The following is a 15243-nucleotide window of genomic DNA, read 5'->3' as shown; positions in this document are numbered from 1 at the left end:
CATCCGGCCAGCGTCGAACCAGCGGGCCCCGTGAAACGTGATCACCGGCTCAATCCCCCCTCGGATAACGCTGGGAGGCTTCGAGCACGTTGAGGTCCATGTGATTGCGCATGTATCGCTCGGACGCCCGTTTCAGCGGCTGGAAGTCCCACGGATAGTAGTCGCCGTTGCGCAGCGCCGGATAGACGATCCAGCGCCGCGCCTGACTCTCGCGCACCTCCGCGTCGTAGCGCGCCATGTCCCAGCGCTGGCCGACTTCTTTCGCGAAACGCTGCACGGTCTCGGCATAATCAGTGGTTGAGGCAAGGTTCGTCAGCTCGTGCGGATCGGCCTCCATGTCGAAGAGCTGGGGCGGATCGATCTCGCAGTGATTGTACTTCCACCGACCCTCGCGCAGCGAGACAAGCGGGGCCTGCGAGCCCTCGGCGGCATATTCCATCCGCACCGGGTTCGTTCGGTCCTTGCCGTTCGCGACCGGAACGAGGGTCTCGCCGTCAGTCCAGTCCATGATCCCGGAGAGATCGATGCCAGCGAGATCGGCGAGCGTCGGCGTCACGTCAATCGTCGAAACCGGCGTGTCGATCCGACCTGCCGGCATCTGCGGAGCTGATATCATCAACGGAACGCGGGACGAGCCGTCGTAGAAGCTCATCTTGAACCAGAGGCCGCGCTCTCCGAGCATGTCGCCATGATCAGAGAGGAAGAGGACGATCGTCTCCTCGGTCTGGTCGGTGCCGTCCAGCGCCTCGAAGATCTCGCCGATCTTGTCGTCGAGATAGGAGATGTTGGCGAAATAGGCCCGCCGCGAGCGGCGGATGTCGTCTTCGCTGATCTCGAAGTTCGACCGGTCGTTCGCATCGAGAATGCGCTGGGAATGGCGGTCCTGCTCCTCATAGGGAATCGCCGAAACCTCAGGCAGCAGGTGTTCGCAATCCTCGTAGAGGTCCCAGTATTTCTTCCGCGCCACGTAAGGGTCGTGCGGGTGGGTGAAGGAGACCGTCAGCATCCAGGGCCGATCGTCGCCCCGTCGGCCGAGATCGTAGATCTTGCGCTTCGCCTCGTAGGCGACCTCGTCGTCATATTCGAGCTGGTTGGAGATCTCTCCGATCCCCGCGCCCTTCACCGAGCCCATATTGTGGTACCACCAGTCGATCCGCTCGCCGGGTTTGCGATAGTCCGGCGTCCAGCCGAAATCGGCCGGATAGACGTCGGTGGTCAGGCGTTCCTCAAAGCCATGCAGCTGGTCCGGTCCGACGAAGTGCATCTTGCCCGACAGCGTCGTCTGGTAGCCCGCGCGACGCAGGTGATGGGCGTAGGTCGGAATATCGGAGGCGAATTCGGCCGCGTTGTCGTAGACCCGCGTGCGTACAGGCAGCTGGCCCGACATGAAGCTCGCCCGGCCCGGCGCACAGAGTGGGGAAGCCGTGTAGCTATTGCGGAATCGCGTCGAGCGTGCCGCCAGCTTCTTTAGATTGGGCGTATGAAGGAAGTCAGCCGGACCGTCGGGGAACAGCGTGCCGTTGAGCTGATCCACCATCAAGATCAGGATGTTCGGCTTCTTCTTCATGCGGCCTTCTCCGTCTTCAAGGCTTTATCGAGATAGTCCATGACCAGCGCCGCGGCGTCATGGCGTTTGGGTGCGCGCTCCTGCAGGGCGGCGCGGATGTAGAGGCCGTCGATCAGCGAGGCGAGGCCCTGCGCCGTGCGGCGTGCGGCGTCCTCGGTCATCAGGTCGCGCAGCGAGTGGACGAGGTTCGAATCGAGCCGGCGCGCATAGACCCGGAGCAGCCGCTGGGCGTTCTGCGAACGGTTCGCTTCCACGTAGAAGGCGAGCCAGGCCGAGACGATCGCAGGGTCAAACTGATCGGGATCGAAGGAGGCGCCGATGATCGCCTCGACCCGGGCGCGTGGGCCGTTCGCTGTGCGAAAGCGCGCCAGCACCGACTTGCCGAAATCGTCGAGGATCCGTCGCATGGCGGCAAAGAAGATTCGTTCTTTCGATCCGAAGTAGTGGTGGGCGAGGGCGGAGGAGACACCGGCGCGGTTCGCTATCCGCCCGACGGTCACGTCGAGCGAGCCTGAAGCGCCGATTTCGGCAATCGTGGCCGAGATCAGGGCCTCGCGCCGCACCGCCTCCATTCCGATCTTTGGCATCCTCGCTCCGCCAGTGATACTAATCTGAGCACACCATTCGCGGTGGCGCTGTTTACATCAGTCCCGCGATCGGTTTTAATTGACTGATCAATCAAAAACAACCGGCGCAAGGGAGTCGGTATTAAAGAGGGAGTATTCATGCGCAAAGCACTCGGAACGATCGCAGTTGCGTTTCTCGGCACCACCGCGCTTGCAGGCGCTGCCAACGCGCAGGTTTCCGAGGCCTGCCAAACGGTGACGATGTCCGATGTCGGATGGACCGACATTACAACGACGACCGCCACCACGAAGCATATTCTCGAAGGTCTCGGCTATACGGTAGACGTCAAGGTACTCTCAGTGCCCGTGACCTTCGCATCGCTTGAGAGCGACGACGTTGACGTTTTCCTCGGGAACTGGCTGCCCGCACAGAATGCGGCGATCGGCCCGTATCTCGAGTCGGGCGAGATCGAGAATGTCTCGACCAATCTCGAAGGCACGAAATACACGCTCGCTGTTCCGACCTATCTCTACGAAGAGGGTCTTCAGACCTATGCCGATATCGCGAAGTTCCGTGATCAGCTCGACGAGAAGATCTACGGGATCGAGCCGGGCAACGAAGGCAACGCCTATCTCGTCTCGCTGACCGAAGAGAACACGCACGATCTTTCCGGTTTCGAGGTCGTCGAGAGCTCCGAACAGGGCATGCTGGCTATGGTCGGCCGGGCTTATTCCAAGGAGGATCCGATCGTTTTCCTCGGCTGGGAGCCCCACCCGATGAACGCCAACTACGACCTCAAGTATCTCACCGGTGGCGAAGACTTCTTCGGCGGTGAAGGCACGGTGCATACGGTCGCACGACAGGGCTACATGGAAGAATGCCCGAACGTCACGACCTTCCTGAAGAACCAGAAATTCTCACTGGACATGGAAAACCAGATCATGGGCCAGATCCTCGACGATGGGGAAGAAGCTGGTGTCGCGACCGAAGCGTGGCTCAAGGCGAATCCCGGCGAGTGGGAAGGCTGGCTCGAAGGCGTGACCACCGTCGACGGCGAACCGGGACTCGCCGCCGTCAAGGAATCACTCGGCATGTAGTCTCGGTTACCGAACCGGACATTCGAGCCCCCGTCATTCCGGCGGGGGCTTTTCTTGAACGAGCAAGGGGTGAGGGCTTGGCGTCGTGAACTGGCTGACTGACTACAAGATTCCGATCGGCAATATCGCCGAGGACGTATTCGACTGGCTTCAATCGAACGGCGGCTGGTTCTTCGACGGGATGGCCGATTTCGGAGGCTGGCTGATCGACTCGCTGCTCTGGCTTCTCCAGACGCCCAACCCCCTCATCATCGTCGCTCTCTTCGGCCTTCTCAGTTTCTGGCTGCAGCGCAGCTGGAAGCTGACCCTGTTCGTCGTCCTCGGCTTCCTCTTCATCATCAACCAGGGCTACTGGGAGGAGATGACCGAGAGCCTCACATTGGTTCTCTCGGCCTGTATCGTGTGCATGGCGATCGGCGTTCCGATCGGTATCGCGGCGGCCCACCGCCCGAAAGTCTACGCCTTCCTGCAGCCGGTTCTCGACCTGATGCAGACCCTGCCGACCTTCGTCTATCTCATTCCGGCAATCGTTTTCTTCGGAATTGGCATGGTGCCGGGCCTGCTCGCGACGGTGATCTTCGTCCTGCCGGCGCCGATCCGCCTGACCTACCTCGGCGTCTCCTCGACACCAAAATCTCTGCTCGAAGCGGCGGACGCCTTCGGCGCGACGGGCTCGCAGAAGCTCTGGAAGGTCGAGCTTCCCTATGCACTGCCGCAGATCATGGCCGGCCTCAACCAGACTATCATGCTCTCGCTTTCGATGGTCGTGATCGCCGCCCTCGTTGGAGCGGACGGTCTCGGCGTTCCGGTCGTTCGCGCGCTGAACCAGGTCAACACCGCGCTCGGCTTCGAGTCGGGCTTCATTATCGTCGTCGTCGCGATCATTCTCGATCGCGTGCTGCGTGTCGGTCAAAGGAAGAAGGCATGAGCCAGGCAATCCTGTTCGACGACGTGAACATCGTATTCGGTGACAATCCGGAAAGCGCGCTGCCCCTGATGGATGCCGGCAAGACCCGCGCCGAGGTCCAGGCGGAGACCGGGCAGGTTCTGGGCGTCCACGCATGCTCGCTGGAGGTGAAAGAGGCCGAGATTCTCGTCCTGATGGGTCTTTCCGGCTCCGGCAAGTCGACGCTCTTGCGCGCGGTCAACGGGCTCAACCCCGTCTGCCGCGGCCGCGTCCTCGTCAACGACGGCACGGAGATGGCGGACGTCACCAACGCGTCGACCAAGAAGCTCCGCGACATGCGCCTTTCGCGCGTTTCGATGGTGTTCCAGCAGTTCGGGCTTCTTCCCTGGCGCAACGTCATCGACAATGTCGCGCTAGGGCTCGAGCTGTCCGGCATGTCGAAGGCCGAGCGCGAAGAGAAAGTTCGCAAACAGCTCGAACTCGTTGGTCTCAGCGACTGGGCCGAGCGCAAGGTGGGCGAGCTCTCCGGCGGCATGCAGCAGCGCGTTGGCCTAGCCCGCGCTTTTGCCACCGACGCACCGATCCTTCTCATGGACGAGCCGTTCTCCGCGCTCGATCCGCTGATCCGCAACCGCCTTCAGGATGAGCTCCTCGACCTACAGAAGAACCTCAAACGCACGATCCTCTTCGTCAGCCACGATCTCGACGAAGCGTTCAAACTCGGCGACAGGATCGCGATCATGGAGGGCGGCCGGATCGTCCAGTGCGGCACACCGTCGGACATCATCCAGAACCCGGCGGACCAGTATGTCGCCGATTTCGTGGCTCAGACGAACCTCCTCGAGATTTTGCGTGCCCGCGACGTCATGAGCGAAGACGACGGCACGCCTGCCTCCGAGGGCGGGTCCGTCGATGTCGACACTCCGATCCGAGACTTCCTCGACCGGCTCGGAAAAGGCGCGACCATCAGAGTGGAAGACAACGGCAAGCCCGTCGGACTGATCCGCCCGAACGACGTCGTGGCGGCCGTTTCGCCAAAGGGCGAGAACCCACCCAAGGCGGCCTGAGGCTCTCAGCCTACGGGTAACAACCTCGCAGGCGGCAAGGACCGGGCTGCGTTTGACTGGGGCGGTCTTTGTCGATAACCACGCTGCCAATCGAACGATGGTGCCCGGCCGGACCGGGCTGAAACGCATTCCGGTGCGGCCGACCCAAGCAGGGGGCCAAGACGGAGCTGTCGGACTGCATCTTATGGCCGCGCGGATGAGCGCGCCTCCGATCCTCCGGCATCGATCGCGGCCCGAAACGCCGTGCCAGGAGGATGAGAATGAAAGCCTTGATGCTGTGCGGCCATGGCAGCCGCGACAAGGGCGCCATGGAAGAATTCGGCGGTCTCGCCGAAAAGCTGCGCGAGAAGCTTCCCGACTGGACCACCGAACACGGCTACCTCGAATTCGCCAAACCCGTGATCCGCGATGGGCTTAACAAGCTGAAGGAATCTGGCGCCGGCGACATCGTTGCGTTGCCGGGAATGCTCTTTGCCGCCGGCCATGCCAAGAACGACATCCCTTCCGTTCTCAACACCTATGCCGCCGCCAATGGCGTCAACATTCGCTATGGCCGCGAACTGGGCATCGACCTCAAGATGATCCGCGCCGCCGCCGAGCGCATCAAGGAATGCCTACGCGCGGACGGCTGGACGGAGGGCGATCCCCTCCATGATACGATGCTCGTCGTCGTCGGCCGCGGCGCGTCCGATCCCGACGCCAATTCCAACGTTTCCAAGGTCATGCGCATGCTCTGGGAGGGCATGGGCTTCGGCTGGGGCGAGACCTGCTATTCGGGCGTCACCTTCCCGCTGGTAGAGCCGGGGCTCAGCCACGCCGCGCGCCTTGGCTACAAGCGGATCATCGTCTTCCCGTATTTTCTCTTCACCGGCGTTCTCGTGCGTAGGATCTACGACCAGACGGACAAGGTCGCGGCGGCGCATCCGGAGATTTCTTTTCTGAAGGCGCCTTATCTCGGCGCGCATGATCTAGTGGTCGAGACCTTTGTCGAGCGGCTCCACGAGGTGCTCGACGGCGTCAACAACATGAACTGCCAGATGTGCAAGTACCGCGAACAGGTGCTCGGCTTCGAGGCGGAAGTGGGCCTGGCGCAGGAAAGCCACCACCATCATGTCGAGGGCGTCGGCTCGTCGGCCGATTGCCAGCTGTGCGACGACATTTGCACCGGCGCCTGCCGCACCGTGCCAGAGCCGGGTCCTGTGCCGGGAGCGAAGGATACTCACGTGCATGGTCATGCGGGGGAACACACCCATTCGCGCAGCCACGGCAATGAGCACGGCGCAGGCGAGCACGGACACGATCATGGCCACTCACATGCGCATGGCCATAGCCATGCCCACGGGCACGACCATCATCACCACCCCTATCCCCACGCCGACCATCCCCTCGGCCCGAACTCGATGCGCTGACGCGGCGCTTCTATGAAAGACGACAAGCAGCCGAAGACCGGCACCCTCTACGGCCTCGGCGTCGGCCCCGGCGACCCCGAGCTCCTGACGCTGAAGGCCCACCGCGTCCTGACCGCGTCTCCCGTCGTCGCCTATCCCAAACCCGATACCGGCCAAAGCTTCGCCCGTTCGATCGTCGCCAGCTATCTGAAGCCCGACCAGCGTGAGATCGCCATCGAGGTTCCGATGCGCGTAGAGCGTTTTCCTGCGGCGGAGATCTACGACCGCGCCGCGGACGAAATTGCCGCCGCCCTGAACGGGGGCGAGGACGTCGCCGTCCTCTGCGAAGGCGATCCCTTCTTCTACGGCTCGTTCATGTATCTCTTCGAGCGCCTCGCGGGCCGGTTCAAGACGATCGTGGTGCCCGGCGTCTCGTCGATCATGGCAGCGAGCGCCGCATCGGCACGCCCGCTCGCAGCGCGGAACGACCGGCTGACCGTCATCCCCGGCCCGCTGCCCGATGAAGAGCTGATCGCGCGCATCGAAAGCGCCGAGGCTTTCGCCATCATGAAGCTCGGCCGCCACTTTGCCCGCATCCGGCACGTGATCGATCGGATGGGCCTCACCGAGCGATGCCGCTATTGCGAGCGGCTTTCAATGCCGGAGGAGATCGTCCTGCCGCTCGCCTATGCGCCGGAAACCGCGCCCTATTTCTCGATGATCCTCGGCTATCGCGGCTCGGAGCCGGCGATCGTGAATGCGTCGCTTCCGAACTTCGCCCGCCGCGACGAGGAGAGCGTCGGACAATGACGAAGCTTGTCTCTCAGAACGCTCGTCCCGCCGTAGTGATCCTCTCGGAGTCTGCCCGAGATATCGCCGAGACGATCGCCCGCACCGTCGATGGTGACATTCACGGTGCGACGCGCCGCACGAGCGATACGACGGTCTCCTTCGAAAACGCAGGCGAACATCTCTGTACACTGTTTAACGCCGGAACGCCGATCCTCGCGCTGATGGCATCTGGTGCGGTGATCCGGCTGCTCGCGCCGGTCATCGCCGACAAGCAGACGGAGCCCCCGGTCGTCGCCATTGCCGAAGACGGCTCCAGCGTCGTGCCACTCCTCGGCGGTCATCACGGCGCGAACGATCTTGCTAGGAAGATAGCAGCGGCGATCGGCGGCCATGCCGCTATCACCACGGCTGGCGATCTCGCTTTCGGCATCGCGCTCGACGCGCCGCCGCCCGGCTATGCGCTGGATAACCCGCAGGACGCCAAGCCTATCATGGTCCGGCTTCTGGCGGGCGAAAGTGCGAGGATCATCGGCGATTCGCCGTGGCTCTCGGAGGCTGGCATCCTGACCTCAAGCGATGCCACTTTGAGCCTGACGGTTTCGACCGAGCGAAGAGGCCCGCGCGAAGACGAACTCCTCTACCGCCCGAAGACGCTCGTCCTCGGCATGGGATCGGAACGCGGCGCTCCCATCGAGGAGGCGATCGCACTTGCGGAAAACGTCCTCGAACAGGCCGGCGTCAGTCCGCTCTCACTCGCAGCAGTCGCCAGTGTCGACCTCAAGGCGGACGAACCCGCGATCCATGCCGTCGCCGAGCATTTCGGCGTTCCAGCCCGCTTCTTCACTGCCGACCGGCTCGAAGCTGAGCGCGACCGGCTCGCAAACCCGTCCGACATCGTCTTCGCCGAGATTGGCTGCCACGGCGTTGCGGAAGGCGCAGCGCTCGCAAGTGTGGGCGGGGAGGGGACCCTCGTTCATCCCAAGCAGAAATCGAGGCGGGTCACGGCGGCGTTGGCGAAGGCTCCGAACCCAGTCGACCCGAGTACAATCGGTCGAGCCCGCGGCGCCCTTTTCGTGGTCGGCATCGGTCCCGGCCAGCCGGACTGGCGCTCGCCGGAGGTAAGCCGCATGATCGGCGCCTCCACCGATCTCGTCGGCTATTCGCTCTATCTCGACATCCTCGGCCCGCTCGCCGCCGGAAAGGCACGGCACGATTTCGATCTTGGGGCGGAAGAAAAGCGGGTGCGCCACGCGATGGAATTGGCCGGCGAGGGTAGGACGGTCTCCCTCGTTTGCTCTGGCGATGCCGGCATCTACGCCATGGCGACCCTCGTCTTCGAACTCCTGGACAAGGGCGATCTCTCGGATGGCGCGAAGCGTATCGCGATCGAATGCTCGCCTGGTATCTCCGCGCTGCAAGCCGCGGCCGCGAGGGCCGGGGCGCCGCTCGGCCACGACTTCTGCACCATCTCCCTGTCCGACCTGTTGACGCCCTGGGAGGACATCCAGCGCCGGGTGAAGGCCGCAGCCGAAGGCGATTTCGTCGTCGCCTTCTACAACCCCGTCTCGAAGAAGCGCCGCACCCAGCTCGCCTATGCCCGCGACGAACTCCTGAAACACCGCCCGGTCGAAACGCCGGTCATCCTCGGCACTAATCTCGGCCGCCCCCAGGAAACGATCCGCATCGTTTCCCTAGCCGAACTTGAGGTCGACGACGTCGACATGCTGACTGTCGTCCTCGTCGGCTCGTCGAATTCGAGGGGCATTAGCACCGGAAACGAAAAAACGTGGGTCTACACACCGCGTGGCTATGCCCGAAAGGACGGAAGCAAGATCGGGTTTGGGGGCCGAATGAGGATCGAACCATGACAGTCCACTTCATCGGGGCCGGGCCGGGCGCGCCGGACCTCATCACGGTTCGCGGCTTGCGCCTGATCGAAGCCTGTCCGGTCTGCCTCTATGCCGGCTCGCTGGTGCCGAGGGAGGTCGTCGAGGCCGCGCCGAAGGATGCGCGCGTGCTGGATACTGCGCCGATGACGCTCGACGAGATCATTGCGGAGATTCAATCTGCCCATGATGCCGGACTTGACGTCGCTCGGGTCCATTCCGGAGATCCCTCGCTCTACGGCGCCACGGCCGAGCAGATGCGCCGGCTCGACGCCGCGGGTATCCCCTACGACGTGACGCCCGGAGTGCCGGCCTTCTCGGCGGCTGCGGCGGCGCTGAAGACCGAACTGACGATCCCGGAGGTCTGCCAGACGGTTATCCTCACCCGCACGGCGATGAAATCCTCCTCCATGCCCGACGGCGAGGAGCTTTCGACGCTGGCGAAAAGCGGTGCGACGCTGGCGATCCATCTCTCGATCCGAAACATCCCGCACATCCAGCGCGAGCTGACCCCGCTCGCCGCTTACGGCGAGGATTGCCCGGCGATCATCGCCTACCGTGTCGGCTGGCCGGACGAGACCTTCATTCGCGCCCCGCTCGGCGAACTTCACCGCAAGGCGCGCGAGGCCAAGCTCACGCGCACGGCGCTGATCTTCGTTGGGCGCGCTCTGGGTGCCAAGGACTTCATCGACTCCAAGCTCTACGACGGGACGCAGGTCCATCTCCTGCGCCCGAAGCGCAAGTCGGTGGCCTGAAGCGAACCCATGAGCGGCCTCCTCATCGCCGCCCCTTGCTCGGGCGCCGGCAAGACCACTATCACGCTGGCTTTGCTCGCCGCGCTCAAGCGGCGCGGTCTGAAGCTCGCCCCCGCCAAGGCCGGACCGGATTATATCGACCCTGCCTTCCACGCCGCAGCCGCCGGCCGGCCGAGCGTCAATCTCGACCCATGGGCGATGCGCCCTGAGCTTCTGCGACACCTGGCAGCGGACGCTTCAGAAGGCGCAGACGCTTTCGTCGTCGAAGCCATGATGGGCCTCTTCGACGGCGCGGCGGACGGCACGGGCTCGGCGGCCGATCTCGCCGAACTGCGCGGTCTGAACACCGTCCTCGTAATCGACTGCGCCAAGCAGAGCCATTCCGTGGCGGCGCTCGTATCGGGTTTCGCAAGCTTTCGATCCTCGACGCGCATCGCGGGGCTCATCCTCAACCGGATCGGCTCCGCGCGGCACGAGGCGCTGCTGCGCGAGGCGCTCAAACCGCTCTGCATTCCAGTCCTTGCCACGATACCACGCCGGCCGGAGCTCGCCCTGCCGGAGCGCCATCTGGGTCTCGTGCAGGCGAGCGAACATGCCGACCTCGCGCACTTCCTCGAACGTGCGTCGACGATCTTCACCGATTATGCCGACCTCGATGCCGTCATCGATCTTGCTCGCCCGACGTCCGGGGCCGACTCGGCGATACCCGCCCGATTGCCGCCGTTCGGTCAGCGGATCGCCATCGCACGGGACGAAGCATTCGCCTTTCTCTATCCGCATCTCATCGATGGTTGGCGGGCGGCCGGAGCCGAACTTTCCTTCTTCTCACCACTCGCCGACGAGGGGCCGGACCAGACGGCCGACGCCATCTACCTCCCTGGCGGTTACCCGGAACTCCATGGCCATCGATTGGCGGAGGCCGCTCGCTTCAAATCCGGTATGGTCGCTGTCGGCAGCCGGGGGGCGCTCATCTACGGCGAATGCGGGGGCTACATGACGCTCGGAAGGGGAATCGTGGATGCCGTCGGCACCCGACATGAAATGCTCGGTCTCCTGCCGCTGGTCACCAGTTTCGAGACACGCAAGCTGCATCTCGGTTATCGCCGAGCGACACCCAGGCCGGGCGCCCCGTTCAAGGCGCCGATGACCGCTCACGAATTCCACTACGCGACTATCCTCGAACAGGGCGACGGCCCAGCGCTGTTTGCGGCGGAGGACGCGCGGTCGACGGATCTCGGCACGTGCGGGCAGATCCTCGGCAATGTCTGCGGCTCGTTCCTCCACCTCGTCGATCTCGCTTTGTCATGAACGACCACCAGTCCCAGCCCATGGCCCATGGCGGCGCCCTCGACGCAGCGATCGCCCGCTTCGGCGGAACCCGGCAGGGCTGGCTAGACTTGTCGACCGGCATCAACCCCGCGCCGCCGCCGATCCCGACCTTGAGCGCTGCTGCCTGGTCGCGCCTTCCCGAAGCCGATGCCGAACGCCGTCTGACCGATGCTGCCCGGAAATTTTACGGCGCACCGGACGATGCCGGCATCGTCATCGCGCCCGGCTCTCAGGCGCTGATCTCGCTTCTGCCGTTTGTCCTGCCGACGGGCGTGGTGGCTGTGCTGGAACCCACCTATTCCGAACACGCCCGCGCCTTTGAGGCTGCCGGACATCAGGTGAAACGCTTTCACGATCCGGTCGACATCCCCGCAGAGGCGCGCGCAGTCGTCGTGGTCAATCCGAACAACCCCGACGGCCGCCGGTTCGCGCCCCGTTCGCTGCTTTCTCTCGCGGACCGGCTCGCGGAGCAGGGCAGCTGGCTCATCGTCGACGAAGCCTTCGCCGATACCGAACCGACGCTGTCCCTGACGCAATATGCCGGGCGCGACGGTCTTCTGATCTATCGCTCCTTCGGAAAATTCACGGGGCTGGCAGGCCTGCGCCTCGGCTTTGCCCTGACGACGCGCGATCTTGCGAAACAGCTCACCGCGCGCCTCGGGCCCTGGGCGGTTTCGACGCCCGCCATCGAGGTCGGCAGCGCCATCATGCAAGACTATGTCGTGATAAAGACGCTGAAAAAGAACATCGCTGCCCAATCGGCACGGATCACCGCGATCCTCGGCCGCATGCACGTTTCGATCGTCGGTGAGACCGCTCTCTTCAAGACCGTCCATCATCCCCGTGCGCGCGATCTTCACCGTGCGCTTTGCGAACGGCACATCCTGACGCGCGCATTCCGCGATGCGCCGACCTGGCTGCGCTTCGGCAACCCGAAGGACGACGCGGATGGAGCGCGGCTCGAAAAAGCGCTTCAAGCCAGCCTTGCCGCGATCGAGGCTGCAACGGGTGACGCGCCGCCCGCGCCGGGATAGAACCCGCTTATCCATCGCCAGAACGAGCGGCGACAGCTTTTCCCCGACCCGCATTCAGGAGTTCCATGTCCGCTTCCGGCCTTCCCTTCGACGACATCCGCGATCTGATCGCCAATCTTCCCTCAGCCGATCGCGCGGCGATCCGCGCCAAGCGTGAGCGTGAGGCACAGCTTACCAAGCCACCTGGTTCCCTTGGTCGTCTGGAGGATCTCTCGGAATGGGTCGCCGGATGGCGCGGTTCGGCCACTATCCTGCGTCCCGTGGTCACCGTCTTCGCTGGCACCCATGGCGTCACGAAGCAGGGAGTCTCGCCATATCCCTCCGAAGTAACACAGCAGATGGTGACCAACTTCGCCTCGGGGGGCGCGGCGATCAACCAGATCTGCGCGGCCTACGATCTCGGACTGAAGGTGTTCGATCTCGCCCTCGACTATCCCACCGGCGACATCAGCGTGGAGCCGGCGATGGACGAAAAGACCTGCGCCGCGACCATCGCCTACGGTATGGAGGCGCTTGCGGGCGAGCCCGATCTCATCTGTCTCGGCGAGATGGGCATCGGTAACACGACAGTCGCCGCGGCGATCTACTGCGCCCTGTTCGGTGGTGATCCGGCCGACTGGGTTGGCCCCGGAACCGGACTCGACGATGCCGGTCTGAAACATAAGGCCGAGGTCGTCGCGCGAGCCATGGAAACTCACAAAGGCCATCTCAAAGATCCGCTGGAGATACTTCGCAGGGTCGGTGGCCGGGAATTCGCGGCGATGGTCGGCGCCATCCTCGCGGCGCGCACCCAGCGTGTCCCGCTCGTCATCGACGGTTTCGTCGCGACGGCTGCCGCCGCCATTCTCCACAAGATGGAGCCGTCGGCGCTGGACCATTGTCTCTTTGCGCATGTTTCAGCCGAGCCGGGTCACATCAAGGCGCTGAGCGTTATGGACAAGGTGCCGCTTTTCGCCCTTGGTATGCGTCTTGGGGAGGGAACCGGGGCGGCGCTCGCCGCCGGCATCGTGAAGGCCGCCTGCCAATGCCACACAGGCATGGCGACCTTCGATCAGGCGGCCGTTTCGAACAAGGCAGGTACGTAACGGATCATGGCGCGCTCAGCCGAGCCGGGCGTTCAGCCAGTGGATAAAATCGCGGACCACCGGCTCCCTGATCGCCGAAACCTCGTTGAGCGTTTCGTGCCGCGCGCCTTCGACGATCGTCAGCGTGATATCGAGAAGGCCCTGCTTCTTCAGCCGGGCTTCGAGCCATTTCAGCGCCTTGCCACCGTCCGTCGCCGGATCCTCGGTCCCGCCAAGGAGGTGCATTGGCAGATGCTTCGGCAGTCGGGCTATCGCTTCGTCGCTACGGCCCGCACGGATCAGCGCGATCACGTCCTCCATCATCGAGACGGTGGGTATGAACCCGCAGAGGGGGTCCTCGATGAATGCATCGACGGCGCCCGGATCATGCGACAGCCAATCCTGATCGGTCCGCCGGTTCTCGATCGACCTCTCCCAGGGCGCGAAGACGACCCGGCGCGACAGCATGCTCGCGACGTCCGAGCCCTTGAAGAACTTCTCGATCCGCAGGCCGATGAGTCCGGCTCGAACCTCCCAGCCTGCCCGAAAGTCGGAGTTCCAAACCGCCACTGCGGCAAGGTCCCGGCCGTACAGTTGAGCAAAATTGAGCGCCACGAGGCCGCCCATGGAATGCCCAAAGATGACGATTGGCAATTCTGGGTATGTTTCGCGTGCAAGATCGAAGACCGCGCGACAGTCGCGCAGCACCACGTTCGGACCGTTGCGGCGCGCAAATCGCCGGAACGGTGCATCCCGCGCCACCGTCGACCCGTGGCCGCGATGATCGTGTGCAAAAACTGCGATATCCGCATAGGCAAGCGCGTCTGCGAAGCTTCCATAGCGTCCTGCATGTTCGGCAAGTCCATGAAAGACCAGGACGACCGCGCGGGGCTCTGTAAGCGTCGATCGATACACCCGCAACGCCGCGCCCGTCGGACTATCGAGGGTCAGGCTAGTGAACCTGTTCATTGCGTCACCCGGACGAAGGCCTCGGGCAAGGTCACTTCCAAAGAAACGCAATCTTCCCTGTGGTCTTCTCGCCGAATACCTCGGCGCCCTGAGCCACGTCCGAGCCGCCAAGCGAGCGGTAGAATGCTAGGGCGCGATCGTTTTCGGCCAGCGTCCATACGACGAGGCCTTTTGCGCCATCCCGCGCGAGTCGCTCACGTGCCGCTGTAAATAGTCTCCGCCCGAGGCCCACGCCCTGAAAAGCAGGCTCCAAATAAAGTTCGTAGACTTCGCCATCGACCGGCAGAGCTCGCGTACGGTTCCGCCCAAGCGTAGCGTAGCCGACGATACTGCCGCCGAACCGGCAGACGAGTACCCGAGCGCCGGCATTGATGGTGCGTGCCCACCAGGCCGAATCGCGCCGTGCGATCATAGCGTTCAGGCTGCGGTACGGTATTATTCCAGTATAGGCATGGCGCCAGGATGCGCTGTGGACGCGATCGAGGCACGAAGCGTCGACTTCCTCGGCATAGCGAATATCGGTGATCGTCGTCGTCATCGTCGCTCTCGCGCCAATTGCCAAGGCCTGCTGCGATACGCCCGCGGGTACGACCAAGGACGTAGTGCGTCACATGATATTAACCATATGTTTGCCAGACGAAAAGTTGGACCCGGAGATGGCCGGCCCCGACGGAAATGGTTCGGCTTGTTCTACGATCCGCCTCCCACCCATTGCTTGCCTGTTTTCAGCGACCCGTTGCATTGCCTTCAACTCAGCATGCACGGTCGAGGGTTTTGGCGAATCGCTGCCTTCTATCAGTCGTCATAGGGCAAAGAAGCGA

At 63.6% G+C, this 15243-nt stretch carries 14 protein-coding genes; 10 read left to right on the top strand and 4 right to left on the bottom strand.

Annotated features, from left to right (window positions below):
• Positions 1-49: 49 nt before the first annotated feature.
• On the bottom strand, positions 50-1567 hold the full coding sequence (gene betC / locus FP2506_RS08420; RefSeq protein ID WP_007067020.1) for a choline-sulfatase: 1518 nt from the start codon (positions 1565-1567) through the stop codon (positions 50-52).
• Positions 1564-2154, bottom strand: a complete 591-nt coding sequence (gene betI / locus FP2506_RS08415) for a transcriptional regulator BetI (RefSeq protein ID WP_007067019.1) — start codon at positions 2152-2154, stop codon at positions 1564-1566. Before betI ends, betC begins: the two co-directional genes overlap by 4 nt.
• 138 nt (positions 2155-2292) lie before the next feature.
• Between betI and choX the strand changes: the two genes are divergently transcribed.
• The 10 genes from choX to cobT all read left to right on the top strand — a co-directional run bounded on the left by choX (position 2293) and on the right by cobT (position 13474).
• Positions 2293-3231 (top strand): choline ABC transporter substrate-binding protein, encoded by a 939-nt coding sequence (gene choX, locus FP2506_RS08410; RefSeq protein ID WP_007067018.1) that lies wholly within the window; start codon positions 2293-2295, stop codon positions 3229-3231.
• Between the two features lie 85 nt (positions 3232-3316).
• Positions 3317-4159 (top strand): choline ABC transporter permease subunit, encoded by an 843-nt coding sequence (gene choW, locus FP2506_RS08405; protein ID WP_007067017.1) that lies wholly within the window; start codon positions 3317-3319, stop codon positions 4157-4159.
• Positions 4156-5205, top strand: coding sequence for a choline ABC transporter ATP-binding protein (gene choV / locus FP2506_RS08400; protein WP_007067015.1), 1050 nt, complete (start codon positions 4156-4158; stop codon positions 5203-5205). The genes choW and choV overlap by 4 nt, the downstream gene beginning before the upstream one ends.
• Positions 5206-5465: 260 nt before the next feature.
• Positions 5466-6614, top strand: a complete 1149-nt coding sequence (locus FP2506_RS08395; protein ID WP_007067014.1) for a sirohydrochlorin chelatase — start codon at positions 5466-5468, stop codon at positions 6612-6614.
• A 12-nt stretch (positions 6615-6626) separates the two neighbouring features.
• Entirely contained in the window at positions 6627-7403 is a 777-nt protein-coding gene (cobI, locus tag FP2506_RS08390) for a precorrin-2 C(20)-methyltransferase (RefSeq protein WP_007067013.1), read from the top strand.
• A complete protein-coding gene (cobJ, locus tag FP2506_RS08385; RefSeq protein WP_007067012.1) occupies positions 7400-9253 on the top strand; it encodes a precorrin-3B C(17)-methyltransferase in 1854 nt (617 codons plus the stop codon). The genes cobI and cobJ overlap by 4 nt, the downstream gene beginning before the upstream one ends.
• Positions 9250-10026 carry a precorrin-4 C(11)-methyltransferase gene (cobM, locus tag FP2506_RS08380; protein ID WP_007067011.1) on the top strand — a complete coding sequence of 259 codons (777 nt, stop codon included), beginning with the start codon at positions 9250-9252 and terminating at the stop codon, positions 10024-10026. The genes cobJ and cobM overlap by 4 nt, the downstream gene beginning before the upstream one ends.
• Positions 10027-10035: 9 nt before the next feature.
• Positions 10036-11334 (top strand): cobyrinic acid a,c-diamide synthase CobB, encoded by a 1299-nt coding sequence (locus FP2506_RS08375; RefSeq protein WP_007067010.1) that lies wholly within the window; start codon positions 10036-10038, stop codon positions 11332-11334.
• On the top strand, positions 11331-12389 hold the full coding sequence (cobD, locus tag FP2506_RS08370; protein WP_007067009.1) for a threonine-phosphate decarboxylase CobD: 1059 nt from the start codon (positions 11331-11333) through the stop codon (positions 12387-12389). Before FP2506_RS08375 ends, cobD begins: the two co-directional genes overlap by 4 nt.
• Before the next feature lie 65 nt (positions 12390-12454).
• Positions 12455-13474: a nicotinate-nucleotide--dimethylbenzimidazole phosphoribosyltransferase gene (gene cobT / locus FP2506_RS08365; RefSeq protein WP_007067008.1), complete on the top strand. Its 1020-nt coding sequence runs from the start codon at positions 12455-12457 to the stop codon at positions 13472-13474.
• Positions 13475-13489: 15 nt separating this feature from the next.
• Here the strand turns inward: cobT and FP2506_RS08360 are convergent, their stop codons facing one another.
• A complete protein-coding gene (locus FP2506_RS08360; protein WP_040489035.1) occupies positions 13490-14422 on the bottom strand; it encodes an alpha/beta fold hydrolase in 933 nt (310 codons plus the stop codon).
• 31 nt (positions 14423-14453) lie between these two features.
• Complete coding sequence (locus tag FP2506_RS08355; RefSeq protein ID WP_007067006.1) at positions 14454-14960, bottom strand: GNAT family N-acetyltransferase; 507 nt, start codon at positions 14958-14960, stop codon at positions 14454-14456.
• Positions 14961-15243: the final 283 nt, after the last annotated feature.

The sequence above is a fragment of the Fulvimarina pelagi HTCC2506 genome, assembly GCF_000153705.1.
GTDB classification, from domain to species: Bacteria; Pseudomonadota; Alphaproteobacteria; order Rhizobiales; family Rhizobiaceae; genus Fulvimarina; species Fulvimarina pelagi.
This window is presented reverse-complemented; position numbering and strand designations above follow the sequence as displayed.

Bases quoted from the DNA above. Each gene is read 5' to 3' on its own strand.
- choX (WP_007067018.1), top strand. From the start codon at position 2,293: ATGCGCAAAGCACTCGGAACGATCGCAGTTGCGTTTCTCGGCACCACC.
- betI (WP_007067019.1), bottom strand. From the start codon at position 2,154: ATGCCAAAGATCGGAATGGAGGCGGTGCGGCGCGAGGCCCTGATCTCG.
- betC (WP_007067020.1), bottom strand. From the start codon at position 1,567: ATGAAGAAGAAGCCGAACATCCTGATCTTGATGGTGGATCAGCTCAAC.
- cobM (WP_007067011.1), top strand. From the start codon at position 9,250: ATGACAGTCCACTTCATCGGGGCCGGGCCGGGCGCGCCGGACCTCATC.
- choV (WP_007067015.1), top strand. From the start codon at position 4,156: ATGAGCCAGGCAATCCTGTTCGACGACGTGAACATCGTATTCGGTGAC.
- FP2506_RS08375 (WP_007067010.1), top strand. From the start codon at position 10,036: ATGAGCGGCCTCCTCATCGCCGCCCCTTGCTCGGGCGCCGGCAAGACC.
- cobD (WP_007067009.1), top strand. From the start codon at position 11,331: ATGAACGACCACCAGTCCCAGCCCATGGCCCATGGCGGCGCCCTCGAC.
- FP2506_RS08360 (WP_040489035.1), bottom strand. From the start codon at position 14,422: ATGAACAGGTTCACTAGCCTGACCCTCGATAGTCCGACGGGCGCGGCG.
- cobT (WP_007067008.1), top strand. From the start codon at position 12,455: ATGTCCGCTTCCGGCCTTCCCTTCGACGACATCCGCGATCTGATCGCC.
- FP2506_RS08395 (WP_007067014.1), top strand. From the start codon at position 5,466: ATGAAAGCCTTGATGCTGTGCGGCCATGGCAGCCGCGACAAGGGCGCC.
- cobI (WP_007067013.1), top strand. From the start codon at position 6,627: ATGAAAGACGACAAGCAGCCGAAGACCGGCACCCTCTACGGCCTCGGC.
- cobJ (WP_007067012.1), top strand. From the start codon at position 7,400: ATGACGAAGCTTGTCTCTCAGAACGCTCGTCCCGCCGTAGTGATCCTC.
- FP2506_RS08355 (WP_007067006.1), bottom strand. From the start codon at position 14,960: ATGACGACGACGATCACCGATATTCGCTATGCCGAGGAAGTCGACGCT.